General features: G+C 63.9%; 24 protein-coding genes, 1 tRNA gene and 1 pseudogene. 12 read left to right on the forward strand and 14 right to left on the reverse strand.

Going from position 1 to position 25,329, the window contains the following annotated elements:
* The first annotated feature begins 72 nt into the window (after positions 1-72).
* Entirely contained in the window at positions 73-969 is an 897-nt protein-coding gene (locus ACSQ22_RS18325) for a DUF3014 domain-containing protein (RefSeq protein ID WP_228894422.1), read from the forward strand.
* 27 nt (positions 970-996) lie between these two features.
* On the opposite strand, the gene ACSQ22_RS18330 is transcribed toward ACSQ22_RS18325, so the two are convergent.
* Entirely contained in the window at positions 997-1,464 is a 468-nt protein-coding gene (locus ACSQ22_RS18330; RefSeq protein WP_008903283.1) for an Lrp/AsnC family transcriptional regulator, read from the reverse strand.
* A 127-nt stretch (positions 1,465-1,591) separates the two neighbouring features.
* On the opposite strand from ACSQ22_RS18330, the gene ACSQ22_RS18335 reads away from it, so the two are divergent.
* Positions 1,592-2,863, forward strand: a complete 1,272-nt coding sequence (locus tag ACSQ22_RS18335; RefSeq protein WP_176885405.1) for a methionine gamma-lyase — start codon at positions 1,592-1,594, stop codon at positions 2,861-2,863.
* Here ACSQ22_RS18335 and ACSQ22_RS18340 read toward each other — a convergent pair.
* On the reverse strand, positions 2,811-3,284 hold the full coding sequence (locus ACSQ22_RS18340; protein ID WP_055393562.1) for an Lrp/AsnC family transcriptional regulator: 474 nt from the start codon (positions 3,282-3,284) through the stop codon (positions 2,811-2,813). The genes ACSQ22_RS18335 and ACSQ22_RS18340 overlap by 53 nt on opposite strands.
* A gap of 103 nt (positions 3,285-3,387) precedes the next feature.
* Here ACSQ22_RS18340 and mdeB point away from each other — a divergent pair, with 103 nt between their 5' ends.
* On the forward strand, positions 3,388-6,051 hold the full coding sequence (gene mdeB / locus ACSQ22_RS18345; RefSeq protein ID WP_436131145.1) for an alpha-ketoglutarate dehydrogenase: 2,664 nt from the start codon (positions 3,388-3,390) through the stop codon (positions 6,049-6,051).
* Positions 6,052-6,187: 136 nt separating this feature from the next.
* The gene (locus ACSQ22_RS18350) at positions 6,188-6,421 is read left to right on the forward strand and encodes a hypothetical protein (protein WP_121419532.1); all 234 of its coding nucleotides are present in this window, start codon (positions 6,188-6,190) and stop codon (positions 6,419-6,421) included.
* Positions 6,422-6,649: 228 nt separating this feature from the next.
* Here ACSQ22_RS18350 and ACSQ22_RS18355 read toward each other — a convergent pair whose 3' ends face one another.
* The 7 genes from ACSQ22_RS18355 to ACSQ22_RS18385 all read right to left on the reverse strand — a co-directional run bounded on the left by ACSQ22_RS18355 (position 6,650) and on the right by ACSQ22_RS18385 (position 14,733).
* Positions 6,650-8,641: a hypothetical protein gene (locus ACSQ22_RS18355; RefSeq protein WP_436131146.1), complete on the reverse strand. Its 1,992-nt coding sequence runs from the start codon at positions 8,639-8,641 to the stop codon at positions 6,650-6,652.
* Positions 8,642-9,479: 838 nt separating this feature from the next.
* Positions 9,480-10,304 (reverse strand): zinc-dependent peptidase, encoded by an 825-nt coding sequence (locus tag ACSQ22_RS18360; protein WP_436131147.1) that lies wholly within the window; start codon positions 10,302-10,304, stop codon positions 9,480-9,482.
* A gap of 36 nt (positions 10,305-10,340) precedes the next feature.
* Positions 10,341-11,132 carry a UDP-2,3-diacylglucosamine diphosphatase gene (locus tag ACSQ22_RS18365; RefSeq protein ID WP_436131148.1) on the reverse strand — a complete coding sequence of 264 codons (792 nt, stop codon included), beginning with the start codon at positions 11,130-11,132 and terminating at the stop codon, positions 10,341-10,343.
* Between the two features lie 16 nt (positions 11,133-11,148).
* Positions 11,149-11,655, reverse strand: coding sequence for a peptidylprolyl isomerase (locus ACSQ22_RS18370; RefSeq protein WP_121419538.1), 507 nt, complete (start codon positions 11,653-11,655; stop codon positions 11,149-11,151).
* A gap of 30 nt (positions 11,656-11,685) precedes the next feature.
* Positions 11,686-12,267, reverse strand: coding sequence for a peptidylprolyl isomerase (locus ACSQ22_RS18375; protein WP_436131149.1), 582 nt, complete (start codon positions 12,265-12,267; stop codon positions 11,686-11,688).
* The gene (locus ACSQ22_RS18380; RefSeq protein WP_121419540.1) at positions 12,264-13,550 is read right to left on the reverse strand and encodes a L,D-transpeptidase family protein; all 1,287 of its coding nucleotides are present in this window, start codon (positions 13,548-13,550) and stop codon (positions 12,264-12,266) included. The genes ACSQ22_RS18375 and ACSQ22_RS18380 overlap by 4 nt, the downstream gene beginning before the upstream one ends.
* Positions 13,551-13,635: 85 nt before the next feature.
* On the reverse strand, positions 13,636-14,733 hold the full coding sequence (locus ACSQ22_RS18385; RefSeq protein ID WP_436131150.1) for a L,D-transpeptidase Cds6 family protein: 1,098 nt from the start codon (positions 14,731-14,733) through the stop codon (positions 13,636-13,638).
* A gap of 215 nt (positions 14,734-14,948) precedes the next feature.
* Here ACSQ22_RS18385 and cysS point away from each other — a divergent pair, with 215 nt between their 5' ends.
* From cysS to ACSQ22_RS18425, 8 genes and pseudogenes are all read left to right on the forward strand, one after another.
* Positions 14,949-16,331 (forward strand): cysteine--tRNA ligase, encoded by a 1,383-nt coding sequence (gene cysS, locus ACSQ22_RS18390; RefSeq protein ID WP_436131151.1) that lies wholly within the window; start codon positions 14,949-14,951, stop codon positions 16,329-16,331.
* A gap of 47 nt (positions 16,332-16,378) precedes the next feature.
* Positions 16,379-17,053, forward strand: coding sequence for a DNA-3-methyladenine glycosylase family protein (locus ACSQ22_RS18395; protein ID WP_176885413.1), 675 nt, complete (start codon positions 16,379-16,381; stop codon positions 17,051-17,053).
* Positions 17,054-17,166: 113 nt separating this feature from the next.
* Positions 17,167-18,144, forward strand: a complete 978-nt coding sequence (locus ACSQ22_RS18400; RefSeq protein ID WP_055400675.1) for an acetyl-CoA carboxylase carboxyltransferase subunit alpha — start codon at positions 17,167-17,169, stop codon at positions 18,142-18,144.
* A gap of 333 nt (positions 18,145-18,477) precedes the next feature.
* Positions 18,478-20,331, forward strand: a complete 1,854-nt coding sequence (locus ACSQ22_RS18405; protein WP_436131152.1) for a methyl-accepting chemotaxis protein — start codon at positions 18,478-18,480, stop codon at positions 20,329-20,331.
* Positions 20,332-20,458: 127 nt separating this feature from the next.
* Positions 20,459-21,424 carry a tRNA lysidine(34) synthetase TilS gene (tilS, locus tag ACSQ22_RS18410; protein ID WP_436131153.1) on the forward strand — a complete coding sequence of 322 codons (966 nt, stop codon included), beginning with the start codon at positions 20,459-20,461 and terminating at the stop codon, positions 21,422-21,424.
* 38 nt (positions 21,425-21,462) lie between these two features.
* Positions 21,463-21,987 (forward strand): annotated as a pseudogene (locus ACSQ22_RS18415) (ACT domain-containing protein); the annotation flags it as partial.
* A 10-nt stretch (positions 21,988-21,997) separates the two neighbouring features.
* Positions 21,998-22,090, forward strand: a tRNA-Ser gene (locus ACSQ22_RS18420).
* A gap of 190 nt (positions 22,091-22,280) precedes the next feature.
* Positions 22,281-23,486 carry a tyrosine-type recombinase/integrase gene (locus ACSQ22_RS18425; protein WP_436131154.1) on the forward strand — a complete coding sequence of 402 codons (1,206 nt, stop codon included), beginning with the start codon at positions 22,281-22,283 and terminating at the stop codon, positions 23,484-23,486.
* Between the two features lie 8 nt (positions 23,487-23,494).
* Here ACSQ22_RS18425 and ACSQ22_RS18430 read toward each other — a convergent pair whose 3' ends face one another.
* Genes ACSQ22_RS18430 through ACSQ22_RS18450 form a run of 5 tightly spaced genes read right to left on the reverse strand, consistent with a single transcriptional unit; the run spans position 23,495 to position 25,323 of the window.
* Positions 23,495-24,322 carry a hypothetical protein gene (locus ACSQ22_RS18430; RefSeq protein WP_436131155.1) on the reverse strand — a complete coding sequence of 276 codons (828 nt, stop codon included), beginning with the start codon at positions 24,320-24,322 and terminating at the stop codon, positions 23,495-23,497.
* Positions 24,323-24,378: 56 nt separating this feature from the next.
* Positions 24,379-24,576 carry a helix-turn-helix transcriptional regulator gene (locus ACSQ22_RS18435; RefSeq protein ID WP_436131156.1) on the reverse strand — a complete coding sequence of 66 codons (198 nt, stop codon included), beginning with the start codon at positions 24,574-24,576 and terminating at the stop codon, positions 24,379-24,381.
* A gap of 3 nt (positions 24,577-24,579) precedes the next feature.
* On the reverse strand, positions 24,580-24,870 hold the full coding sequence (locus tag ACSQ22_RS18440) for a DUF4406 domain-containing protein (protein WP_187736436.1): 291 nt from the start codon (positions 24,868-24,870) through the stop codon (positions 24,580-24,582).
* 12 nt (positions 24,871-24,882) lie between these two features.
* Complete coding sequence (locus ACSQ22_RS18445; RefSeq protein WP_436131157.1) at positions 24,883-25,098, reverse strand: hypothetical protein; 216 nt, start codon at positions 25,096-25,098, stop codon at positions 24,883-24,885.
* Between the two features lie 3 nt (positions 25,099-25,101).
* Positions 25,102-25,323 (reverse strand): hypothetical protein, encoded by a 222-nt coding sequence (locus ACSQ22_RS18450; RefSeq protein WP_436131158.1) that lies wholly within the window; start codon positions 25,321-25,323, stop codon positions 25,102-25,104.
* Between the last annotated feature and the right edge of the window lie 6 nt (positions 25,324-25,329).

Raw genomic sequence — 25,329 nt, forward strand, 5'->3', positions numbered from 1 at the left:
GGGGGATTGGTAGGGAACGCCCTGCGCCGCAGCCACTCGGACAAGGGTTGTTCCCGTCTTGAAGGAGATCCGATGCCTGAAAACGAAACCGCCGAGTTCCGCCCCGTGCCACCGCGCGCATCCTCCACACCGTGGATCATTGCCGCCGTGCTGGCCTGTGCGGTCGGCGCTGGAGCCGCCTGGTGGTTCTGGCTGCGCCCGGTGGAGGCCCCGGGTGCGCCGCCCCCCGTGGCCAGCGCACCCGAAGCGCCCGTGGCCCCACCGCCCATGCCCGAGGCATCGGGTCCCCAGAACCCTGTGGATGCGCTGGCCCCGGCAGACACCGCCTTGCCCGCATTGGCTGAATCCGACAAGCGAGTGGCGGAGTTGCTGGCCGAATTGCTGGGCAGCGACAAGGTCGCGTCGTTCTTGTTGACCGAAGGTTTTGTCCGCAGCGTGGTGGCCACGGTAGACAACCTGGGCCGCGCCCAGGCCCCGTCGCGCATGTGGCCGGTACAGCCCATGCCGCAGCGCTTTGTGGTAGACGGCGAGGGCGATGCCCCCACCACGATTGCCACCACCAATGCGGCCCGCTACAGCGCCTTTTTGACTTTTGCAGAAGCCGTGCCCCTGGAGCCTGCCGTGGCCTTGTATGCGCGGCTGTACCCGCTGTTCCAGCAGGCGTATGAAGAGCTGGGCTACCCCAAGCGCTACTTCAACGACCGCCTGGTGGCCGTACTGGACCACTTGCTGCTGGCGCCCGAACCCAAAAGCCCGCTGCGCGTGAAGCTCACGCCCGTCAACACCGATGTGCCCAACCTGCGCCCGTGGGTGCGCTATGAGTTTGTGGACCCGGCACTCGAATCGCTCACCAGCGGGCAAAAAATTCTGGTGCGGATGGGGCCTGCGAACCAGGCGCGCGCGAAAGCGCTGCTCCGTGATCTGCGCAAGCGCGTGGCAACCAGCGAGTTGCAGCTCCCGCAACGGTGAAGGATGTGAGTGGTTGCTGCGCGGCGGCTACAGCGGCAGTGCCATGGTGCGCTTGACCTCCTTGAGCGAGAAGCTCGTGGAAATCTCACGCACGCCGGGCAGGCTGCGCACATGGGTGCGCACATAGTCGGCAAACGATGCGAGGTCGGCCGCCACCACCTCCAGCTGGTAGTCGTAGCGGCCCGAAAGGTTGTGGCACGACAACACCTGGGGCATCGCCATGACCTCGCGCTCCAGGGCCGATGTGGTGTCAGCCGTGTGGTCGTGCAGCGCCAGCTGCACAAAGCCCAGCACGCCCCAGCCCACACGCTGGCGGTGCAGATGGGCGTGGTAGCCCGCAATCACGCCCGCATCCTCCAGCGCGCGCACGCGCCTCCAGCACGGGGAGGTGGACAGCGAAACCGCTTCGGCCAGATCGCCCACGGTGGCGCGACCATCGCGTTGCAGGGCGTTGAGGATCGTGCGGTCCACGGGGTCGAGCGGATGAGGGTGCATGGCAGTGTGTCCTGCAGATTGGGCGATTTAAGGCAAATTTTGCCTTCTTTGATCGTATGAAGGGCAAATAAGGCGAAAACTTACCCGTTGATGGGTTGAAGAATCTCTCTATTCCAAGGAGACCACCATGACCCGCACATCCGCCACCGGCTTCAGCACCCGCGCCATCCACCACGGCTACAACCCGGCCGACCACCAGGGCGCACTGGTGCCGCCCATCCACACCTCGGCCACCTTTGCCTTCCCCGATGTGGCCTATGGCGCGCGCTGCTTTGCAGGCGAGGAGCCCGGCTACTTCTACACCCGCATCGCCAACCCCACGCTGGCGCTGCTGGAGGGGCGCCTGGCCAGCCTGGAGCAGGGCGCAGGCGCCGTGGTGTTCGGCTCGGGCATGGGGGCCATCACGGCCACGCTGTGGTCCATGCTGGAGCCGGGCGATGAAATCCTGGCCGACCTTACGCTGTATGGCTGCACCTTCTCGTTTTTGCACCACGGGCTGGGCCGCTTTGGCGTGAGCGTGCGCCATGTGGACATGACCGACCCGGCCCACGTGGCCGCCGCGCTGAGCCAGAAGACCCGCGTGGTCTACCTGGAAACCCCGGCCAACCCCAACATGCGGCTGGTGGACATTGCCGCCGTTTCGGCCCTGGCCCACGCCCAGGGCGCCAAGGTGGTGGTGGACAACACCTACTGCACGCCTTACCTGCAGCAGCCCCTGCTGTTGGGTGCCGATGTGAGCGTGCATTCCATGACGAAGTACCTCGGTGGCCATGGTGACCTGACCGCAGGCGCGGCCGTGTTTGCCGATGCAGAACTGGCCCAGCGTGTGCGCCTGTATGGTCTTAAAGACATGACCGGCGCGGTGATGTCGGCGCAGGACGCGCACCTTGTGATGCGTGGCCTCAAGACGCTGGCGCTGCGCATGGACCGCCACTGCCAGAGCGCTCAGAAAGTGGCCGAGTTCATCGCCGCCCACCCGGCTGCGGCGGCCGTGCACTACCCCGGCCTGCCCAGCTTTGCCCAGCACGCGCTGGCAAAGCAGCAGATGCGCCAGATGGGCGGGATGATCGCTTTTGAGCTGCGTGGTGGCCTGCAGGCGGGCGTGCGCTTCATGGACGCGTTGCAGCTCGTCACCCGCGCCGTGAGCCTGGGCGATGCCGAGACGCTGGCCCAGCACCCGGCCAGCATGACTCATTCCACCTACACGCCCGAGCAGCGTGCCGCCCATGGCATTGCCGAAGGGCTGGTGCGCCTGTCGGTTGGCCTGGAGGACCTGGATGACCTGCTGGCCGATATTGGCCAGGCACTGGACCTGGTGCAGGCGCTGGATTTCAAGGCCGAGCCCACTACGGGGAAGACTGCGGCAGCGGCAGCGCCGTCTTGTAACGCACCTGCTTGAGCGCGAAGCTGGAGCGGATCTTCTCCAGCCCTGGAATGGGGGAAAGCTGTTCGACGATGAAGCGCTCCAGCGCCGCAATGTCGGGTAGTGCCACGCGGATGAGGTAGTCGGAGTCGCCGCTCATCAGGTAGCACTCCATCACCTCATCGTGCTCGGCAATCCGTTGTTCAAAGTCGGCCAGCGCTTCCTTGCTCTGGCTTTTCAGGCTGATGCTGATGAACACGTTCAGTCCCAGCCCCAGTGCGGCGGCGTTGGCCAGCGCTACATAACGGGCGATGACACCCTCGGTCTCCAGTGCCTTCACGCGTGCCAGGCAGGGAGACGGCGAGAGATGCACACGCCGGGCCAGCTCCACGTTGGAGAGCGAGCCATCGGCCTGCAGTTCGGCCAGTATGCGCAGATCGGTGGTGTCAAGCTTCATATGCTGCAATATTGGTTGTTGGTGGAATATTGTGCTGCTATAGATGGCTAATTTTCGCGATTCGGCATCACATTTTTTGCAAATCCTTCTAGAGTGTGCTCCTATGAACGCCCCCTTGCCTTCCCATCTGCTCCATACCCAGGATGCCCTGGCCGACACTGACCCCCAGGAGACCGCCGAATGGCGCGACGCCTTTCTGGCCCTGGTCGCCACCGAAGGTCCCGAGCGGGCGCGGCACATGCTGCAGCAGCTGGTGCGGGTGGCGCGCGCACAGCGGATTCGCTGGCAGCCCGACCTGAACACGCCGTACGTGAACACCGTGGCGGTACAGGACCAGCCCGTGTTCCCCGGCGACTTGGCCATCGAGGAGCGCGTGGCCTCCATCGTGCGCTGGAACGCGCTGGCCATGGTGGTGCGCGCGAACCAGGCGTATGGCGAACTGGGTGGCCACATCGCCAGTTATGCGAGCGCGGCCGACTTGTTCGAGAGCGGCTTCAACCATTTCTTCCGTGCACGTGAGGGTGTGGGTGAAGGCCAGCACCGGGGCGACCTGGTGTTCTTCCAGCCCCACAGCGCGCCGGGCGTGTATGCCCGCGCATTCCTCGAAGGGCGCTTGTCCGAAAAAGATCTGATGCACTACCGCCAAGAGCTGACCGCTCCGGCTGCGGGCGCACAAGGCCTTTCGAGTTACCCGCATCCGTGGCTGATGCCGGACTTCTGGCAGTTCCCCACCGGCTCCATGGGCATCGGCCCCATCAGCAGCATCTACCACGCGCGCTTCATGCGCTACCTCACGCACCGCAATCTGCTCGACTGCGGCCAACGCAAGGTGTGGGGCGTGTTTGGCGACGGCGAGATGGACGAGCCCGAATCCATGAGCGCCCTGACCCTGGCCGCGCGCGAGGGCCTGGACAACCTGGTCTGGGTGGTCAACTGCAACCTGCAGCGCCTGGACGGCCCGGTGCGCGGCAACGGCCGCATCATCGACGAGCTGGAGCGCCTGTTTGCGGGCGCCGGCTGGAACGTGGTCAAGCTCGTGTGGGGCAGCGACTGGGACGGCCTGTTCGCCCGCGACCTCACCGGAGCGCTGGTGCGCACCCTTGAAGGCACGGTCGATGGCCAGATGCAGACCTTCGCCGCCAAGGACGGCCGCTTCAACCGCGACAACTTCTTCGGCCAGAACCCTGAGCTGGCGGCCCTGGCCCAGGGCATGACGGACGAGCAGATTGATCGCTTGAAGCGCGGTGGGCACGACCTGGTGAAGATCCACGCTGCCTACGCTGCTGCCAGCGCGCACAAAGGCCAGCCCACGGTGATCCTGGCCCACACCAAAAAGGGCTACGGCATGGGCACGGCCGGCCAGGGCAAGATGACCACGCACAGCCAGAAGAAGCTGGACGAGACCGACCTGATCGAGTTCCGCAACCGTTTCAACCTGCCGCTGTCCGACGAACAGGCCACGAGCCTCGCCTTCTTCAAGCCTGCGGAGGACAGCCCCGAGATGCGCTACCTGCTCAGCCACCGCGACGCGCTGGGCGGCTACCTGCCGCGCCGAGAGACCACCTGCGCCGCGCTGCCCGTGCCTGCCATCGAAAGCTACGCCCAGTTCGCGCTACAGGCCGATGGCAAGGAGATGAGCACCACCATGGCCTTCGTGCGCATGCTGGGCACCTTGCTCAAGGACGCCACGCTGGGCCCGCGCATCGTACCCATCGTGGCCGACGAGGCGCGCACCTTTGGCATGGCCAATCTTTTCAAGCAGGTCGGCATCTACAGCAGCGTGGGCCAACGCTACGCGCCCGAGGACATCGGCTCGGTGCTGAGCTACCGCGAGGCGCTGGACGGCCAGATTCTGGAAGAAGGCATCAGCGAAGCCGGCGCCATCGCCAGTTGGACGGCCGCGGCCACCAGCTACAGCGTGCACGGCCTGGCCATGCTGCCGTTTTACATCTACTACTCGATGTTCGGCTTCCAGCGCGTGGGCGATGCCATCTGGGCCGCGGCCGACCAGCGTGCGCGCGGCTTTTTGCTGGGCGCCACCTCGGGCCGTACCACGCTGGGCGGAGAGGGCCTGCAGCACCAGGATGGATCGAGCCACCTGGTGGCCGCCACCATCCCCAACTGCAAGGCTTACGACCCAGCCTACGCAGGCGAGATGGCCGTGATCATCGATGCTGGCATGCGCGAGATGGTGACCGAGCAGCGTGACGTTTTCTACTACGTGACACTGATGAACGAGAACTACGCCCAGCCCGACCTGCCCGCCGGTGCGGCAGAAGGTGTGTTGCGTGGTTGCTATGTTTTTAAGAGCTACTCGCGCTTGATAGATAAGCGCGATAGCACGATTTCATCCAAATCCGTCACCCTGATGGGCTCTGGCGCCATCCTGACCGAGGTGGTCAAGGCCGCCGAACTGCTGGCCGCAGAAGGCGTGGATGTGACCGTGCTCAGCGTGACCAGCTGGAGCGAGCTGGCGCGCGATGGTGTGGCGTGCGAGCAGCGTTGGCTGGCGGGCGAATCCGCGCCTGCATCCGCATGGCTGACGCAGCAGCTGGCCCCAACACGCGGGCCCGTGATTGCAGCCACCGACTACGTGCGCGCCGTGCCCGAGACGGTGCGGGCGCTTGTACCCGAGGGCCGCAAGTATGTGACCCTGGGCACGGACGGATTTGGACGCAGCGACACGCGCGCTGCACTGCGCCATTTTTTTGGCGTAGACGCTTCCAGCGTGGCCCAAGCTGCACGACGCGCGATGGCCGCTGGCTGACGAACACGGGCGCCATGTGGGCGCCTGCTGTCGTTCCGTGATTCCGCAATTCCGCCGCCGGGGTGGGGTGGGTGAATGCCGTTGCCCAATTCGGCGCAGGCTTCCTACAATGGCCCAGCAACCGCGAGAGGGCGCCATGACACACGTCACCTGGGACCACAACCCGCCGACCACCTGGACAGCGATGGCGGACGGGCAAGCACTTTGCTCCATCAAGCGCAAGGACATTGGCGGCTGGACGGCGGTCTGGATGGATGAGCGCCTGTGGCCAGCGCCACCCCATCTGCCCAAGGCCATGCCCCAGCCCACACGGTTTTTCAGCAGTCTGGAAGAAGCCAAACTGGCGGTCGAGCAGGCGCTGTCGGCGTGAACCGTTGTCGGGCCTGAATCCGTCAGGCATCCAGCAGCTTGCTGGATTCCATCAGGTGTTGAAGGGCTTTGTTTTTTATAGCGGCCAACGCAATACCAACGGGCGCCAGGGCCGACACTGATTCGTGAAACTGCTTTTTTGCAGCACCCACCCGCCATGCCGACTGCAAGGCGCCAAAGGGCCTTGCACCTTGGCCCCTTCGGTGCGCCAGGGGCCGCAGCCCCTTGGTCAGGGCAGTTTGACGGCCGCCACGGCGTTGGACGTGGAGATGAAGAGTGTGGTGTCGCGCACGGCAAGGCCCCAGGGCTCGTCGATGAGGCCGGGCAGGTCTCCTGCCGCAAATCCCTGGCCCCAGGGTTTGCCCACCAGCGTGCTGACCTGGCCATCGACGCCAATCTTGCGCACCACATGGTGGCGCGGATCGGTCACATAGACGTTGCCCTTTGCGTCGGCTGCCAGGTGGGCCTGAGAGTCGGAGAGTGCCGCGCCTGTGTCCACGGCCAGTTGCGCCGACGATACGGGGCCATCCACCAGCCCGGGGGGCATGTCCGCGCGGCCTGCAACGGTGCTCACGCTGCCTGCGGGGGTGATCTTGCGGATGGTGGGGCCCACGCCCGTGATGTTGTGGTAGCGCCCATCGACCACATACAGGTTGCCCGCAGGGTCCAGCGCCATATGGCCCAGCGCCGAGAACAGCGCCGAACCGGCAGGGCCGTCTGCATGCCCCCGTGCGTTGGGGTTGCCTGCAAACAGGCTGACGGCACCGGTCGGGCTGATCTTGAAGATCACGCCTTGCAGCGACGATGCGTACAAGGTGCCCGCATCGTCGGCGACCAGGCCCGTGATGCCAAGATCCAGAAATGCTGGGATGGCATTCAACTGGGCGGACAGGTCGGCAAAAACTGCGACGTTGCCTGCGGGCGTGGCCTTCAGGATGCGCTTGAGAGAGTACGAGTAGATGTTTCCGGCACCATCCACGGTGAGTGCTTCGGGGCCGCAGAAGGCGACTTCGTTGATTGGCCCCGTGATTTGCGAGCACGGGTTTTTAACCCTGCCCAGGGTGCCCACCATGCCATCCGGCTGAATGGTTCGAATGGCTGCATTGTTGCGGTCGCGCACATACAGGGTGCCTGATTTGCCCACGGCCAGCGCCCCCGGGCCGTCAAACCGGGCTGTGCTCCCGCTGCCATCGGCCCAGCCAGGGCTGGGTGCCGTTCCCACTTTCAAGTCGGCAGCGCCATCGCGGGGGTAGCGGTGGACCAGTGCGTAGCTTTGGAAACTGCTGGACGCGCTGCTTTCGGTGACGAGGAAGCGCCCTTGGGCATCCACCGCGAGGCGTTTGGCAGCGCAAAAGGCAGGCGGCAGGCCATCGGCGCCGAAGGCGCAGTCCGCTGCGCGCCGCACGGTGGTGACGGAACCATCGGCAGCGATCTCGCGCAGCGGCGTGCCCAGGTGCCTGTCCAGTACAAATATCCGGTTGGAGCGGTCTATGGCAATGGCTTGCAGTTCGCCAAACTTGGCCGCTGATGCCGAACCGTCCACATGGCCAGCGTTGCCCTGGGCCACGGTGCCTGAGAGCACCGTGGCCTGTCCACCGGGCGCAAATTTGCGCACCACATGGTCGTTGGGATCGGCGGCGTACAAGGCCCCGGCGGAGTCGGTCGCCAATTGCACCGGGTAGAAGCGCGCGGGGTTGTTGCGCCCTTGTCCTGGCGTCGGAATCTGGCTGACCTTGAACACCACGGTGCTGACCACGCCGGCTGGTGTGATTTTGCGGATGGGGTTGCCCGTGGGCTCGGCAGGCAGGGTCTGCGTCAAAGGTGCCCATTCAGAGACATAGACATTGCCATCCTTGTCCACGGCAATGCTGGTGGGGCTACACAGCGTAGCCGCCGTGCCGGTGCCGTCGGCATTGCCACACACGCCCACCTGGCCGGCCAGCGTGGTGACGTTGCCGGATGCATCGATCTTGCGCACCAGGTGGTTCCCGGCGTCGGCCACGTAGGCGTTGCCCGCCGCATCCACCGCCACGGCCAGCGGCGCGTTGAAACGGGATGCTGTGCCTGCGGCGTCCAGGTAGCGCGTCTCGGTGCTGCTCGCGCCACTCCGTGTGGGGCCGCCGCCTGCGACTGTGGTGAGCTGCCCGGTGGGGGAGAGTTTGCGAATGGTGTTGTTGCCGGTGTCTGCCATCAGCACATCGCCCGCGGGGGTGAGCGCCATACCGCCCGTTTCGACGCTGATTTTTGCGAAAGCCCCGGTGCCATCCTGGTTGCCCGGGCCGTCGGTGCTACCTGCCAACAAGGACAGGGCTGTGGCGGGCGGCGGTGGCGGGGCTGGTGTATCGCTGGAACCCCCGCCGCAGGATGCAAGCACAGGGATTGCCAGCGAGGCCAGCAGCCTCCAGCGGGCTCGGTGTGGGGTGCGTGGTTTGCTTTGCATAAAAATCCTATGAAAATGTTGGGTCAGAGTCGCAGACTGGCCATCAGCCCGATGAAAACGCATGGGAGGGGAAGTTGGTCACCGCCATCTCATCCAGGCTGACTCCAAAGCGGGCCGTCGCGAGTGCGGCGCTAGCGCTGAGGTAGGGGTGTCAGAAGAGCTGTCCCCAGACGCGGCGACCACGGGGACTCCCAATGCAGCAAGCAGGCCAATGCGTCGCAGTCGATCCTTGGATGCGGTGTTGGGCATGAAGCTCCCTATCGCGAATTTCGGTTTTGACTTTCGCAAAGCAGTGCCCAGGCAAACAGCGCGCCTCAAGACAAGGCGGTTGTTGCATCCCTGTTTGCATAAGAGCGGCTAACAAAACTCTTCTGGCGTGGTTGCCGCGTCTTGTCGTACTGCTCGTACAGCCTGCGACGCAACGCTAGCCAGAACCGCTTCGCTGAGTTTGTTAGCCGCTCTAAGTCCTATCGGTGACGTTGGGGCAACGATACATGACGGGACGAGTTTATGGGCTGTGTATGACAGCGGCCAAGTAACTGTCGGTTACGGCAGGCGGGCATACGTTAAAACACCCGGCCCTCCCAATTGGCATGAGGATTTTGAGATGGCTGTGGGGTTAGCGCACAGGCGGGCAGAAAAATGCATCCAGCACCGGCATCAGCGCCGGAAACTCCTGTGCAAAACGCTCGCGGTTGACAAAGTACGCCTCGCAGGCCACCGCAAAAAACTCGGACTGTGATGTGGCCCCGTAGGCGTCCAGCCAGGGGCGTTCTGCTCCAAAGCGCTCGGCCAGGATCACACGCTCGCGGAACTGCTCGTACGCTGGCTCCCAGGCGGCCCACCAGGCCTCGTAGGCGGCGCGTCCGGTGCGTGTCCCCATGAAGCCTGCGGGCAAGGGCGGGCAGCCGTTGGGTTCGCCGCTCTTCATGTCGAGCTTGTGCACGAACTCGTGCACCACCACGTTGTGGCCGCGTGCCGTGTTCTCGGTGGCATTGGCCACGTGCTCCCAGCTGAGCATGATGGGGCCGCGCTCCATGGCCTCGCCCAGCAGCACCTGGGTGTGTTCATGCACCACGCCGGCCTCGTCCACCGTCTGGCGGCGTGCCACGGCTTCGCCAGGGTGCAGCACGATGCCCACAAAATCGTCGTACCAGTCGAGCGCCTTGGCCGAGTCGCCCCAATGCAGCAGGGGCAGGCAGGCCTGCGCCGCAATGTCGATGGCCATGGCGTCGGTCACCACCAAGCCGTGGGCGCCGTGGAACTCCTTGTGGTGCAGAAAGAGGGCGCTCAAGGCGCGCAGCTTGGACTGGTCGTGCAGCGAGAGCGCCGCCAGAAACGGGTAACGCTGCAGGGTCTGGAGCCACAGCGTGGCCGAGATGTCGGGCACGGGGGCCACCGTGGCGCGGACGCGGCTCCAGAGCCGATGGAAAAGAGGGGGCATGGCGATCAGGCAGCGGGTGGTGAAACCCCGCGCAGTTCAGGATCGCGAGTACTTGGGGGTCAGGGACCGCCGTTCCAAGCCCGTTTGCGACAAACGCAGTGTTTCCGCGCGGGGCGGTAGTGCTGCGGCATCCCAGTCGCTGAGCACCACGCGCTGCAGGCCGGGCGCCAGCACATGGTCGGCGGGGCGGTGGGTGTGGCCGTGAATGAGCGTATGCGCCTGCGCCGCCTGCAGCCAGGTGATGGCGGCCGGGCCGTCTACGTCGGCATAGGTGACGCCTGATTGTTTGCGTGCCTCGCTCTCCTGGCGGATGCCACGGGCCTGCGCGCGACGTGTGGCCAGGGGCTGCGCCAGAAACTGTTGCTGCCACTCGGCACTGCGGGCCTGCACGCGAAAGCGCTGGTACTCGACATCGTCCAGGCACAGCAGGTCGCCATGGCTGAGCACGAAGCGCTGGCCGCCAAACACCAGCACCGTCGGGTCTGCCAGGCCAGTGATGCCACACTGCGCCAGGAACCCTGGGCCCGCCAGAAAGTCGCGGTTGCCGTGCATGAAGTACACGGGCAGGCGCTGCCCGGCGGCCCGCAGGGCGGCGCAGCCTTCGGCCTCGAAACTGCCAGATTCGCCCATGGCGTCATCGCCCACCCACACCTCGAACAGGTCGCCCAGGATGAAGAGGGCATCGGCCGTGGTGGTGGTCAGGTAGTGCTCGAAAGCGGCCACTGTGGCGGGCTCGCTGGCCTGCAGGTGCAGGTCCGAAATGAAATCGACCGTGCGCCAGTGCGATGGAGCGGCAAGCTCCTCGAACCGGGGCACGGTCGTGGTCACGGACTTGGAAGTCAGATCAGAGAGCGACGGCCTTCTCGATGATCACGTCTTCCTTCGGCACGTCGTCATGGAAACCCTTGCGGCCCGTCTTCACGGCCTTGATCTTGTCCACCACGTCAGTGCCCGACACGACCTTGCCGAACACGGCATAGCCCCAGCCCTGGGCCGAGGGGGCCGTGTGGTTCAGGAAGCCGTTGTCGGCCACGTTGATGAAGAACTGTGCGGTGGCCGAGTGCGGGTCGCTGGTGCGGGCCATGGCCACGGTGTAGTTGGCGTTCTTGAGGCCGTTGTTGGCTTCGTTTTCGATGGGCGCGTCAGTGCCCTTCTGGGTCATGCCGGGCTCAAAGCCGCCGCCTTGCACCATGAAGCCAGGGATCACGCGGTGGAAGATGGTGTTGTTGTAATGGCCCTTGTTCACATAGGCCAGAAAGTTCTCGACCGACTTGGGGGCCTTGGCGGCATCGAGTTCGAGGGTGATGACACCGTAGCCGGTGATGTGCAGTTCGACCTGGGGGTTGCTCATGGCAATGCTTCCTTCAAAAAAATGGCGGGTTCACTTCACCAGGGTGGCGGAGTTGATGGTGACGGGAGTGGTGGGCACGTTCTGGTGCGGGCCCTTGTTGCCGGTGGCCACGGCCTTGATCTTGTCCACCACGGCCGTGCCTTCGACCACCTTGCCGAACACGGCATAGCCATGGCCGTCGGGGCTCGGGGCGTTGAGCATGGCGTTGTCCTTCACGTTGATGAAGAACTGCGATGTGGCCGAGTTGGGGTTGCCCGTGCGTGCCATCGCTATGGTGTAGGTGTCGTTCTTGAGGCCGTTGTTGGCTTCAAGCGGAATCGGGGCCCTGGTGGGCTTGGGAATGAGGTCAGCGGTGTAGCCACCGCCCTGGATCATGAAACCATCGATCACGCGGTGGAACACGGTGCCGTCATAGGTCTTGTCCTTGACGTAGCCCAGGAAGTTTTCCACCGTCTTGGGCGCCTTGGCCGGGTCGAGTTGCACCACGATGTCGCCCATCGAGGTAGACAGCTTGACCTTGGGGGTGTCTTGCGCCTGTACGGATGCTACTGAAAAAATAGCTGTCAGCGCAATACCAGCAAGCGCCAGGGTCGAATTTCTTCTGGAAATCATCCAATCACTCCTTCGAAAAATATCTGCCATTGTTGGCCCCGCCGTGCCCAGTACTGGCGTTTGACGGGGCCCGTGCGGGCGCCTTCGGCGACTTCGCCGAACGTTACCACCATGGTGTCGGCGGAGTCTGTCCAGCGCAGGTAAGACTTGTCCTTGAGGTGGAGTTCCCGGCCTTTCAGGGCGCGGGTCTCCGCCTGGAGCACCTGGGTCCATTCGTTGAGCGGTTTTTTGCGGTAACTCTGGAAGTCTGGCGCGTAAAAGCCCAGCAACCGGTTCATGTCGCCCTGGGTCTTGGCGCTGCGCCAGGCATTGAGCACCGCGTCAAAAGACTTGCGGTCCGCCTGCACGGCGTGGGGCGCTACCCACTGCAGCTGGCGCGCAATGACCACGGGGGTGGAACGGGGCTCCACCGTGCGCAGAATGCGTTCCAGGTCGGGATTGGCCAGCACCAGGCAGCCATCGGTGGCCAGGGGCGCGCGGGCAAACTGGTCGGGTGGCGTGCCATGCAGCCAGATGCCGCTTCCGGTCTTGCCCCGGCTCTGGTCCAGGGGGTTGGGGTAGTTGATGGGCAGCGCGCCTGCGCCGTAGAAGTCCTTGAGCGTGGCGGGGTCCAGGCGGCTGGTGATGAAGTACACACCAAGCGGTGTGCGCTGGTCGCCCTCCAGGCTTTTCTCGATACCCAGCTTGCCGACCGAGGCGTAGTAGTCGGCCACCAACTGCAGGCCCTTGGGCGTGTTCTCGAAAAGGTACAGGCGCGAGCGCGAAGCGTCCACTGCAATGGCATGGCGCGAGCGGGGCGAGAGTTCCAGGAACTGGGCGGGAATGCTGTGCGCGGGCGGGCGGCTGCGCTGGGCGTCCACGCGCTGGCGCGATTCGTTGCGCAGCTCTTCCAGGGTGGTGGCTACCTGCAGGCTGCGTGCAGTGTCGGGCTCTGGCACATCGCCCATGCGGCGGATGGGCCGCGTGCGCGACATCAGCAGGTCGCCCACGGCCAGTTGCGCCAGCTGGAAGTTGGGATAGTCACGCGCCAGGGTTTCGGCCTGGGCCAGTGCCTCGCGGCTGCGGCCTTCTGCGATGAGCTTGTACACGGCCAGCAGGCGTGTTTCTGCCTGTCCGTCGCGCAGGTTGGGCGCCTTGGTGTCGGCTGGCTCTGTCGATGGCTGGGTGGCGGCGCGGCGTACTTTTCCGCTCTGGGCGTGCGCCGGTGCTGCCTGCAGCAGTGCGGCGAGGAACAGGGTGCCTGCCGCAGCCCGGCGGCTTGGTGCGGACAACTCCACAAACATGCGCGGTTTCAGGTACAGGCCTTGAGGGGCTCGGCAGCAGGCACAGCCCGCGCACGCTGCGCAGGCCCAGGGTCGGGGTTCACAGTCAACCGCCTGTGGATTCGCGGACGATGGTCCAGCGGCCGTTGTAGTTCACCAGGTCCAGCGTCTTGCGGCTCGTGACGTTGAGCGCATCAGCGGTATAGGCCTGCCGAAAACGGGCGGTGGCCTTGTCGCCATTGACCGCAACGGTAACGTCGGACAGCTGCACGTTGATCTTGGACTTGCCCACGATGCGCGCCTCGCGCTCCTTTTCCCACGCTGAGCGCGTCTGGCGGCCGGGTGGATCGAACGATTTGTCGTAGGCGCCCAGATAGGCCTGCATGTCTTTGGCCGACCAGGCGGCCGCCCATGCCTGCACGGCCGAGGTCACGGCCTGAACGGCTGCGGCGTCGCTTGCTGCTGCCGGGGTGGCTGCGGGTGCTGCGGTGGGGGCTTGGGCGATAGCAGGCGCAGGAGCAGGAGCTGCACTGGGCGCAGATGCGGGTACGGGTGTGGCTGCCGGGGTCGGTGCAGGGGCGGGGGCCACTGCTGCGGGTTGCGCTGGCCGCTGCGTGGCCACCACGGCAGGGGCCGTTGCCGGGGCTGCGGCGGCGGGGCGGCCTGGCTTGCCGGCGGCTTCTGGCGCGAACAGCTCGCGGATCAGTGCCAGCTTGGGCTTGACGGAATTGGCGTTGGTGGCGTCCAGCTGCAGCGCCTTGTTGTAGGCCTGGCTGGCCAGCTTGGCGTAGATGTCGCCCAGATTTTCGTGGGCAGTGGCGTAGCTGGGGTTGGTGCGGATTGCCATCTCCAGCGCCGTGCGTGCCTTGTCGAGCTGGTTCTGGTTGGCGTAGAGCACCGCCAGATTGTTGTAGGGCTCGGGCAGCTCTGGGTATTCTTCCGTCAGCTTGGTGAAGGTGGTGATGGCATCGGCAGGCTTGCCCGAATCTGCCTGTGCCACGCCACGCAGGAAGCGCAGCTGCGGGTCGCGTGGGTTGGCGGCCAGGCGCTGATCGGCCTTGGCGAGCGCGTCGGCGGGCTTGCCTGCTTTGATCAGCTGGGTGATTTCTGTGTAGTCGTCGGCCTGGGCCGCGCCAGTGCCCAGCAGCGCGGTCAGTGCCAGCAGGCGCAGGAGGCGTGGAAGTGTGCGGCGGACTTGCTTCATGGGGGCTTCAAAGGTGTGGGGCAGCGTCTGTCCCGGGCGGGGGCTTATACTGCGGCGGATTGTAGCTGAGGGGGTTGTCATGACGGAACGCTGTTGCCGCGGGTGATTTCGCTGTAGGCCCCTCGCTGGGCCAACCCTTCGCCAGGGGCCTTTGCCCCCAGCTGCCGGGTGGATTTTCATTCACCCACCACCCCATCCCCCGTTACTGAAATCCCATGAGTTTGCGCATCTACAACACGCTGTCGCGTGCATTGGAAGACTTTTCCCCGCTCGAACCTGGCCATGTGCGCATGTATGTGTGCGGCATGACCATCTATGACCTGTGCCACATCGGCCACGCCCGCATGATGATGGCCTTTGACGTGGTGCAGCGCTGGCTCAAAAGCAGCGGCTACCGCGTCACCTACGTGCGCAACATCACGGACATTGACGACAAGATCATCAAGCGCGCGCTGGAGCGCGGCATCACCATCCGTCAGCTCACCGACGAGATGATTGCCGCCATGCACCAGGACATCGGCCTGCTGGGCATCGAGCCGCCTTCGGCCGAGCCGCGCGCCACCGAATACGTGCCCCAGATGCTGTCGCTGATCGGCCAGCTGGAAGGCAAGGGCCTGGCCTACCGTGCCAGCAATGGCGATGTGAATTACTCCGTGCGCAAGTTCGACGGCTACGGCAAGCTCTCGGGCAAGTCGCTCGATGAACTGCGTGCGGGTGAACGTGTGGCCGTGCTCGATGGCAAGGAAGACCCGCTCGACTTTGTGCTGTGGAAGTCCGCCAAGGCCGAGGAACCACCTGAGGCCAAGTGGGAAAGCGCTTTTGGCGTTGGCCGCCCCGGCTGGCACATCGAATGCTCGGCCATGAGCTGCGCCACGCTGGGCGAGACGTTTGACATCCACGGCGGCGGGGCTGATTTGCAGTTCCCCCACCACGAAAACGAAATCGCCCAGAGCGAAGGCGCCACGGGCAAGCCGCTCGCGAAGTTCTGGGTGCACAACGGTTTTGTGCGCGTGGACAACGAGAAGATGTCCAAGAGTCTGGGCAATTTCTTCACCATCCGCGACGTGCTCCAGCAGTACGACGCCGAGACGGTGCGTTTCTTCATCGTGCGTGCCCACTACCGCAGCGCGCTGAACTACAGCGATGCCCATCTGGACGACGCGCGCCAGGCGCTCAAGCGCCTGTACACGGCGCTGAGCCTGGTGGCGCCCTCCGATGTGGCGACCATCAACTGGGCCGATCCCTACGCCGCGCGTTTCAAGGCGGCCATGGACGAGGACTTTGGCACGCCCGAGGCCGTGGCCGTGCTGTTTGATCTGGCCGGTGAAGTCAACAAGACGCGATCGGCCGCGCTGGCGGGGTTGCTCAAGGCGCTGGGGGGATGCCTGGGCATTCTGCAAGGTGACCCCAAAGCCTTTCTGCAAGCGGGTGCCAGTGGCGTGGACGAGGCCGACATCCAGGCGCAGATCGCCGCCCGCGCTGCCGCGAAGGCTGCCAAGAACTTCGCCGAGGCCGACCGCATCCGCCAGGCGCTGCTTGCCCAGGGCATCGTGCTCAAGGATTCCGCCGCAGGCACGACCTGGGAAGCTGCGCAGTGAAGCTGGTTTTTATGTCAAATATGCCTCTGGCGCAGGTGGGGTAAGCGGTGGCAGCTCTTAAAAAGATAGCGAGCGATGCTGCAACGCCGCCGCTGGTGCTGGCCACGCCCGACTATTGGGCGGAGGCCTGCAAGCACTTGGTGAAGAAGGACCGGGTGATGAAGCGCCTGATCCCGCAGTTGGGCGATGCCGCGCTGCGTACGCGGGGTGATGCGTTCGTCACGCTGGCGCGCAGCATCGTGGGCCAGCAGGTGTCCGTCACGGCGGCGCAGGCCGTGTGGGAGCGCTTCGTCGCGCTGCTGCCGCGCGGCATGAAGCCCGCCAGCGTGCTCAAGCTCAAGATCGACGACATGCGGGCCGCAGGCCTGTCGGCGCGCAAGGTGGATTACCTAGTGGACTTGGCCATCCACTTTGAACAAGGCAAGCTGCACGTGAAGGACTGGGCGGCGATGGACGACGAAGCCATCATTGCCGAACTGGTAGCGATCCGAGGCATTGGCCGCTGGACGGCCGAGATGTTCCTGATCTTCTACCTGATGCGCCCCAACGTACTGCCCTTGGATGACCCAGGGTTGATCGCAGGGATCAGTCACAACTATTTCTCGGGCGATCCCGTCAGCCGCAGCGATGCGCGCGAGGTGGCTGAGGCCTGGAAGCCATGGTGCAGCGTGGCAACTTGGTATATTTGGCGATCGCTCGACCCCCTGCCGGTGGCTTACTGAAAACGGCTGACCCAGCCTGACGCGCTTTACAAAACTCGTTAACCGTCGGTTACAGTGCGTGCCATTCGTATTCGTGGCAGCCGCAACCGGCGCGATCCCCTAGGAGAAAAACGTTGGCGAAAAAGACCTTTCTGGATTTCGAGCAGCCCATCGCCGAACTCGAATCCAAAATTGAAGAACTGCGCTACGTGCAGACCGAGAGTGCCGTCGATATCTCGGAAGAAATCGACCAGCTGAGCAAGAAGAGCCAGCAACTCACCAAAGACATCTACAGCGAACTGTCGCCCTGGCAGATCACCAAGATTGCCCGGCACCCCGAGCGCCCCTACACGCTCGACTACGTGCGCGACATCTTCACCGACTTCGTGGAACTGCACGGCGATCGCCATTACGCGGACGACCTGTCCATCGTGGGCGGCCTGGCGCGTTTCAACGGCCACGCCTGCATGGTGCTGGGCCACCAGAAGGGGCGCGACACCAAGGAGCGCGCCATGCGCAACTTTGGCATGAGCAAGCCCGAGGGCTATCGCAAGGCCCTGCGCCTCATGAAAACGGCCGAGAAGTTCAAGCTGCCCGTGTTCACCTTTGTGGACACGCCCGGCGCCTACCCCGGCATCGACGCCGAAGAACGCGGCCAGTCTGAAGCCATCGGCCGCAACATCTTCGAGATGGCGCAACTCGAAGTGCCCATCATTACCACCATCATTGGTGAAGGCGGCTCTGGCGGCGCACTGGCCATCAGCGTGGGTGACCAGGTCGTCATGCTGCAATACGCCATCTACTCCGTGATCAGCCCTGAGGGCTGCGCTTCCATCCTCTGGAAGACCAGCGACAAGGCACAGGAGGCTGCCGATGCCCTGGGCATCACCGCCCACCGCTTGAAGGCCCTGGGCCTGGTGGACAAGATCGTGAGCGAGCCCGTGGGCGGCGCCCACCGCGACCACAAGCAGATGGCGGCCTTCTTGAAGCGTGCCCTGGGCGATGCCTTCCGCCAGGTGGCCGATCTCAAGACCAAAGACCTGCTGGACCGCCGCTACGAGCGTCTGCAGAGCTATGGCCGCTTCAGCGACACCAAGGCCGATAGCCGCTGAGCGGTTGACTGCCCACCGCGCATTGCGCCCACGGCCCTCCGGGGCCGTTGTTGTTTTTGTGGTCAGAACCTAGGAGTGTGGGCGGCAGAAGGAGCACCGGCTGCAACGCGCGATAAACCGGTCTCGCGCGGTACTACCTCCGGCGCCCAGGGGTCCACCCTGGGCTTGTCGGTAGCACCACGCGATCCTCGGTTTTCGCACGTTTCGCTTCGGTGCCTTCTGCCGCCCACACTCCTAGCGCTCTGCTGGCTAACCTCCACTAGCGCGCAGACTGATACCGGATGTAACATGGTCCATGTCCGCCCGCGCGGGTGGATCAAGAAGGGGTGCCCCATGTCGCTTCTGAAGACGCTCAAAGGCCAGATTCTGGTGTTGTCCGCCCTGTGTATGGTGGCCGCCCTGCTGGTACTGACCCTGGTCAACTACTTTTCGGCACGCGGGCAGGCGCAGGTGTCGCTGGCGGAAGAGGGGCTGGCCACGGCCAAAAGCCACGCCGAGACCATTGAGGAATGGGCGCGGGGCAAGTCGGCGATCATTGCGGCGTCCGTCACCGCCTTTGAAGAGCCCGAGCCCGCCAAGCCGCTGGCCATGCTGCGGGACGCTGGCAAGTTCAGTACCGCCTATTTTGGCTATGCCGACAAAAAATACGTGTTCTCTGAAACACGCAATTTGCCGGCAGATTACGACCCCACTGCGCGGCCTTGGTACAAGCAGGCGGCGCAGGCGGGCACGTCGGTCGTCACGCCGCCCTACATTTCAGCGTCGGACCAGAAGCTCGTGGTGACGTTTGCCACCCCGGTGGGCGCAGGCGCAGCCCTCAAGGGGGTGGCGGCGGGCGATGTGTATATGGAGTCGGTGGTGGCAAATGTGGCCTCCATCCGGCCCACGCCCCAGAGCTTTGGGTTCCTGGTGTCAGCCGACGGCAAGATCATTGCCCACCGCGATCAGGCGCTCACCCTCAAGCCCATTGCGGAGCTGTCCAAAGACCTTGCGGTGGACAAATTGGTCGCAGCCGCCAAGGACAGTACCAGCCTGTTGCAAGCCGACATTGGAGGGCGCAACCGCCTGCTGAGTGTGGTTCCCATCGCTGGCACCTCGTGGATGCTGGTGGTGGCCCTGGATGAGAGCGAAGCGATGGCGCCCATCCGCTCCATGCTGGCCACATCCTTGATTTCCAGCGTGTTGGTGTTGCTGGTAGCCGTCGGGCTGCTGGGCGTGATCCTGACCCGGCGCCTGCGCCAGTTGAGCCTGGTGCGCGACGCCATGCACGAGATCGGCACAGGCGACGGTGATCTGTCGCGCCGCATCGACGCGCAGGGCGAAGACGAACTGGCGCAAATTGCCGCCAGCTTCAACAGCTTTGCGGGCAAGCTCTCGGGTGTGCTGGCGCAGATTCGAGACGCCAGCAGCTCGGTGCGTGTGGCGGCCGAAGAGATCGCCACCGGCAACCAGGACCTGAGCGGGCGCACCGAACTCACGGCCTCCAGCCTGGAGGAGACATCCGCCTCCATGCAGCAGCTGACCGAAACCGTGCGCCACAACGCGGATTCAGCTCGCCAGGCCAACCAGCTGGTGGCCCAGGCATCCAGCGTGGCGCAGCACGGTGGCCAGGTGGTGGGCAATGTGGTGACCACCATGGAGCAGATCAATGCCGCGTCGCGCAAGATCAACGACATCATCGGAGTCATTGACGGCATCGCCTTCCAGACCAACATCCTCGCATTGAATGCGGCGGTGGAGGCAGCGCGCGCTGGCGAGCAAGGGCGTGGCTTTGCCGTGGTCGCGAGTGAAGTGCGCAGCCTGGCAGGGCGCAGTGCGGAGGCTGCCAAGGAAATCAAGCAACTCATCAGCGCGTCGGTGGAACAGGTGGAAAACGGCTCGCGCCTGGTGCATGACGCGGGCACCACGATGAAAGACATCGTGACCTCGGTGCAGCGCGTCACGGACATCATGGCCGAGATCACGGCCTCGACCAACGAGCAAAGCACCAGCATCAACGAGGTCGGGCAGGCGGTATCGCACCTGGACCAGATGACCCAGCAGAACGCGGCGCTGGTGGAGCAAAGCGCCGCCGCAGCCCAGAGCCTCAAGGACCAGTCGGTGCGGCTGTCGGAGGTGGTGGGCACGTTCCGCCTGTCCGCCGATGCCTCACGCGCCGGGCCGCGTTTGTCCGCGCCAGCCGGTTGATGGGATGAAGGGGGCAGGCGAGGGGAAGGTGCCCGCGATAATCGGCGCCCATGCATTCCCGCTCTGTCCATCGCTTTTGTGTGCTTGATGCGCCACCACCGCTCCGTGGCGCGGGCCGGGTGCCGCAGTGACCCAGTCTTTCGACGCTGCCATGCAGGCCTTTGCGCCCGCACTGCCACTGGCTGTGGGTCTGAGTGGCGGGGCTGATTCCACGGCGCTGCTGCTGGCTTGTGCGCGCCGGTGGCCTGGGCAGGTGCAGGCCATCCATGTGCACCACGGCCTGCAGGCGGCGGCCGATGGGTTTGAGCGGCATTGCACCGCCTTGTGCCAGGGCCTTGGCGTGCCGCTGTGGGTGGAACGGTTGGATGCCCGCCATGCCCCGGGCCAGAGCCCCGAAGATGCCGCCAGACAGGCAAGATACAAGGCTTTTGAGTTTGTGGCGCTTGCCAGTCAATCGCGAATAGCTATCAAATCAATAGCAATTGCGCAACATGCGGATGACCAGGTTGAGACGCTGCTGCTGGCGTTGTCACGTGGTGCAGGCGTTGCCGGGCTGGCCGCCATGCCTGCCCGGTGGGAACGCGCTGGCGTGGTCTGGCACCGCCCGTTGCTGCCGGTGGCCGCCGGAGACATTCGCAGCTGGCTGCGAGCGCAGGAACAGGGCTGGGTGGAAGACCCCACCAACACCGACGAACGCTACACCCGCAACCGTATCCGCGCGCAGCTACTGCCTGCGCTGGAGGCCGCCTTTCCGGCGTTTCGCGACACGTTCGCCCGCTCGGCCTCCAACGCCGCGCAGGCCGCTGAGCTGCTCGAAGAACTGGCGCAGCAGGACCTGGCGCGCGTCGGTGCACCGCCGCAGATCGCTGCACTGCAGGGCTTGAGCCGCTCGCGCCAGGCCAACGTGCTGCGCCACTGGTTGCGCCAGTTCCACCACACCACACCCGCGGCGGCGCAACTGGGCGAGCTGTTGGACCAGATTGCGGCCTGCACCACGCGCGGCCACCGCATCCACATCAAGGTGGGGCGTGGCTTTGTGGTGCGGACCGGGCCAGCCCTTGACTGGTACTGCCCCCAAGTTGGGGAGCTCTAGTTGCCCGAACATCGCAAGGCACCCTGCGAGGAAGACAAAAAATGGAACAAGCCGTCGTACCAGGCATCGTGGTCAACTGCGACGAGGCCAAGATCTCCGTGCTGGGCGTGCCCGGCAAGCGCGGCCTTGCCCGCGAGATCCTGGACGCGGTGGGCGATGCCAACATCGAAGTCGGCGTGATCATCCAGAACGTGAACAAGGACGGAAAAACCGACGTCAGCTTCACCGTGCACTGCAATGACTATGCCCGCACCATGGACCTGCTCCAGGAGAAGGTGGCACCCACACTGGGGGTGCAGGAACTGGTGGGGGACACCACCATCTGCGCGGTGAGCATCGCCGGTATCGGCATGCACAGCCCTGTGGGGATGGCCAGCAAGATGTTTAGTGCCCTGAGAGAAGAGGGCATCAACATCCAGATGATTTCCACGTCCGCAATCAAGACCTCGGTGGTGATCGACGAAAAGTACGCCGAGTTGGCCGTGCAGAGCCTGTGCAGAGCATTCGAGTGCGACCAGCAAGCCGTACCAGACTGCCTGAATCGGCTCAGAAATGGGGCATAATAGCGGGATTGGAAACGTGACCGAGTGGCCGAAGGTGCTCCCCTGCTAAGGGAGTATGGGGTGTAGAGCCTCATCGAGGGTTCGAATCCCTCCGTTTCCGCCAGAGCTGAAAAAACCCGCCCTAAACCAGCGGGTTTTTTTACGTCTGCGCTTGGCATTGACCCTATATAAAACAACGTGGTACGCTCTGTTTCATGGTGTTTTGTACAGTATTTTCGCAAGCGCTGACCAACTGGTTTCCACGCTCAATTCAAAATTTTATGGCCTATATGATGGCCTACAGAAATTGAACGATGCCGAAGCGAATTCTTGAGATGACGGCGCTGGAAGTTTCCAGGCTGCGCGTGGAAGGCTCGCACGCTGTGGGCGGTGTGAGTGGTTTGTATCTGCGGATCGAAGGAGGGTCGCGCACCTGGGTGTTCCGCTATGTGCACATGCGCCAGCGCCGGCGCATGGGCCTGGGCAGCTATCCCGGCGTGACGCTGGCCGCCGCGCGTGAAGCCGCGCGGGCTGCGCTGGGACAGCGTGATGCAGGAACCGACCCCATCAAGTTGCGCCAGGATGAACGCGAGGCCGCCCGGCTGGCCGCCGCCCAGCGGCTGGAGTTCGACAAGGCCGCTGATGCCTTCATCACTGAGCACGAGAGCACGTGGCGCAACGCCAAACATGCCCAGCAGTGGCGCAACACCCTCGCCACCTACGCGTCCCCTCACTTTGGCCGGCTGTCTGTCTCCGAGATTGACCAGTCCCACGTCCTGCGCGCTCTGTCGCCCATCTGGAAGACCAAGACCGAAACCGCTACGCGGGTACGTGGGCGCATTGAACAGGTGCTGGATTGGGCCACCGCCCACGGTCACCGCACCGGCCCCAATCCTGCGCGCTGGCGCGGGCAGCTGGAGCACATCCTGGCCAACCCGGAAAAGGTCGCGCCGGTCAAACACCGCGCTGCCGTGCCGGTGGCCGATCTGCCCGCCGCCTACCAACAGATAGCCGATGTGGACGGCCAAAGCGCCCGCGCGCTGTGCTTCCTGATCTTGACCGCGGTGCGTTCGGGCGAGGTGCGCGGCATGGTGTGGAGCGAGGTCGATCTAGACGCGGCCCTGTGGGTCATTCCCGCTGAACGTATGAAGGCGAATAGGGAACACCGGGTGCCCCTGTCGCGCCAAGCCGTAGCGCTGTTGCGTACTCAGGAGGCCGCGCGCGAGGAGCTGGTGGAACACGTCTTTCCCAGCAACCGCAAAGGCCCGCTATCGGACATGGCGTTCACCGCGCTTATGCGTCGGCATAAGCTGAGTGCGGTGCCCCATGGATTCCGGTCTACCTTTCGGGACTGGGCTGGAGAAATGACGCATCACCCGCGTGATGCTGTGGAGCTATGCCTTGCTCACACCATTGATACAAAGACCGAAGCCGCTTACCGCCGTGGCGACATGCTGGAGAAGCGTGCAGTAATCATGCAGAACTGGGCAGACTTCTCCAGCCCCACTTTGACGGTTTAAAGCAATGCTTAGGCTTTATTTGATATTGCTTCATTACCCTTTAATAGAGTCCACAATATAGATAAAGTTGGCACGGACATGGAGAAAATAATAATTGCGAACGATTGTCGAAAACCTTGAAGTCCTATCGCTTCAAAAACAGGGCCTATCGTGAAGACTGCGATGACGGAGGACGTAAGCGATATAAAAAGCGCCGTCTTTCTCGTCAGCTGAAGCGATCCGCTCTGGATGAAGCTCGGGGCTGTTAGATTGCCAATGACAAGCATTACCACCGCAAAAACAGCGGCAAGAAATTGGGAGCCAGAGACTTGTTTTTTCGTGGAAACTTCATCCAGTTCTAACTTTCCTACACCCGCAATACGGGCCCTCGGTGTAAAGACTGGTTTATCGCCTGCACTAAGGATTGAGAGACTGAACGAGTCGCCCGGGTTGAGTAGAAGCGGTTTAATTTTGATTGACTTCTGCTCTCCGGAAATTTTCAAATCAAGGTCCTCAGGCTGAATAGTTGCCACCTGCGCGCGAACTACCCTGGCCTCGGAGTTTATCCTCAGCTCAATATCCGCTTCAAAGTCAGAGGCTTGGATATGACGTGTCCCGCTGTTTCTTATCTCAATAACCGTTAGGTATGGCTTCTCAAGTGGAATTCCATCAACGGTGACTTTTAGCCCCGGCAGTGTGCTGGTCGAATCGGGTTGTAGTGGGGATTGACTAATTACCCGGCCAGACAAAGATTTTGATGTGCGCTCCAGGTAGACCTGCCACCCAAAAATTACAAAGGCGGCAGCAACTGTAACCACTGTCCCCGTCAACAGATACTTTTTCAAAAGACTCATCATTGCAGTTCCCTAAAACCTCTCCGGATGTTTACCGCGAAGATGGTATATGAAACCGCTTAAGTCTTACCCAGATCAATCCACGCCCTCGGGCACCCCTGCAACCACTCCACCACCTCCGCCACCAGCCAAAACAGCTTCGCCCCCATCTTGCGAGGCGGCGGAAATCCACGCTGCTCGATCAACGCCCGCAGCGTGTTCTCCACAATGCCCAGCTCTTCCAGCAGCTGGGCCTTGTTCATGATGATCTGGCCCATGTGTCAGCCCTCCGGGTTGATGATCTGAAAGCCAAGGCCCACCGCCAGCCCGTGCTCCACCTTCGCCCCGCGGGACTTCTCCCAGCCGGGCAGCAGGTACACCGCATCGCAAGTCACCAGCCGCGCAATGTCCATGCGCATGCAGTCCAGCCACTGGGCCTTGGGGTCCGCGTTGATTTCGGCAGGGTTCTCCACATGGTGGCCCTGGGCGCGCAGCGCCGCCGCTGCTGCGTGAAAGGCGGGGAAGTTCAGGTCGGGGTAGCCCGTCATCGGGCCTGCAACGTAGATTCGCATCGCGTGGCCTCCCTATCGACCCACCCGCCGGCCCATCACCAGACTGGGCGGTTGATTGGCCGCGCTGCGGTGCTGCAGCTCGGGGCAGGTGTACGGCTTGCCCGTCTTCCAGCTCATGCTGATGGGCTGCGCGGTGCTGTAGTCCACGCGCTCTGCCTGCCTGATCTGAGACCAGCGCGATGGCTCAACGGGGTGCGCCAGTGCCGGTGCGTTTTTCGGCTTTGCCATGGTTCAGGCCTCCGCGCGTTCTTCGATGCGTTCCACGCGCAGCACGTTCTTGCCGGTGGCAATGTGCGCGTGGGCCTCGGCTTGCTCTGCGGTTGCGGCCTTCACACGGACTGTGGGCAGCAGCTTGGCGTCCGCAAGGTCTTCCACGTCCGAGAGAGTGACGCCCTGGGGTACCAGCGTTGCGCGATAGCTGCGCAATGGTTGGATGTGATGAATGGGTTGCATGCCTTC

It is taken from the genome of Acidovorax sp. LjRoot38 (genome assembly GCF_964252975.1).
In the GTDB taxonomy this organism is placed as follows: domain Bacteria; phylum Pseudomonadota; class Gammaproteobacteria; order Burkholderiales; family Burkholderiaceae_C; genus Acidovorax; species Acidovorax facilis.

What these genes read in the sequence shown, in the direction of transcription:
- ACSQ22_RS18325 (WP_228894422.1), top strand. Translation starts at nt 73, where the DNA reads ATGCCTGAAAACGAAACCGCCGAGTTCCGCCCCGTGCCACCGCGCGCA.
- ACSQ22_RS18330 (WP_008903283.1), bottom strand. Translation starts at nt 1,464, where the DNA reads ATGCACCCTCATCCGCTCGACCCCGTGGACCGCACGATCCTCAACGCC.
- ACSQ22_RS18335 (WP_176885405.1), top strand. Translation starts at nt 1,592, where the DNA reads ATGACCCGCACATCCGCCACCGGCTTCAGCACCCGCGCCATCCACCAC.
- ACSQ22_RS18340 (WP_055393562.1), bottom strand. Translation starts at nt 3,284, where the DNA reads ATGAAGCTTGACACCACCGATCTGCGCATACTGGCCGAACTGCAGGCC.
- mdeB (WP_436131145.1), top strand. Translation starts at nt 3,388, where the DNA reads ATGAACGCCCCCTTGCCTTCCCATCTGCTCCATACCCAGGATGCCCTG.
- ACSQ22_RS18350 (WP_121419532.1), top strand. Translation starts at nt 6,188, where the DNA reads ATGACACACGTCACCTGGGACCACAACCCGCCGACCACCTGGACAGCG.
- ACSQ22_RS18355 (WP_436131146.1), bottom strand. Translation starts at nt 8,641, where the DNA reads ATGGCGCTCACCCCCGCGGGCGATGTGCTGATGGCAGACACCGGCAAC.
- ACSQ22_RS18360 (WP_436131147.1), bottom strand. Translation starts at nt 10,304, where the DNA reads ATGCCCCCTCTTTTCCATCGGCTCTGGAGCCGCGTCCGCGCCACGGTG.
- ACSQ22_RS18370 (WP_121419538.1), bottom strand. Translation starts at nt 11,655, where the DNA reads ATGAGCAACCCCCAGGTCGAACTGCACATCACCGGCTACGGTGTCATC.
- ACSQ22_RS18375 (WP_436131149.1), bottom strand. Translation starts at nt 12,267, where the DNA reads ATGATTTCCAGAAGAAATTCGACCCTGGCGCTTGCTGGTATTGCGCTG.
- ACSQ22_RS18380 (WP_121419540.1), bottom strand. Translation starts at nt 13,550, where the DNA reads ATGTTTGTGGAGTTGTCCGCACCAAGCCGCCGGGCTGCGGCAGGCACC.
- ACSQ22_RS18385 (WP_436131150.1), bottom strand. Translation starts at nt 14,733, where the DNA reads ATGAAGCAAGTCCGCCGCACACTTCCACGCCTCCTGCGCCTGCTGGCA.
- cysS (WP_436131151.1), top strand. Translation starts at nt 14,949, where the DNA reads ATGAGTTTGCGCATCTACAACACGCTGTCGCGTGCATTGGAAGACTTT.
- ACSQ22_RS18405 (WP_436131152.1), top strand. Translation starts at nt 18,478, where the DNA reads ATGTCGCTTCTGAAGACGCTCAAAGGCCAGATTCTGGTGTTGTCCGCC.
- ACSQ22_RS18425 (WP_436131154.1), top strand. Translation starts at nt 22,281, where the DNA reads ATGCCGAAGCGAATTCTTGAGATGACGGCGCTGGAAGTTTCCAGGCTG.
- ACSQ22_RS18430 (WP_436131155.1), bottom strand. Translation starts at nt 24,322, where the DNA reads ATGATGAGTCTTTTGAAAAAGTATCTGTTGACGGGGACAGTGGTTACA.
- ACSQ22_RS18435 (WP_436131156.1), bottom strand. Translation starts at nt 24,576, where the DNA reads ATGGGCCAGATCATCATGAACAAGGCCCAGCTGCTGGAAGAGCTGGGC.
- ACSQ22_RS18440 (WP_187736436.1), bottom strand. Translation starts at nt 24,870, where the DNA reads ATGCGAATCTACGTTGCAGGCCCGATGACGGGCTACCCCGACCTGAAC.
- ACSQ22_RS18445 (WP_436131157.1), bottom strand. Translation starts at nt 25,098, where the DNA reads ATGGCAAAGCCGAAAAACGCACCGGCACTGGCGCACCCCGTTGAGCCA.
- ACSQ22_RS18450 (WP_436131158.1), bottom strand. Translation starts at nt 25,323, where the DNA reads ATGCAACCCATTCATCACATCCAACCATTGCGCAGCTATCGCGCAACG.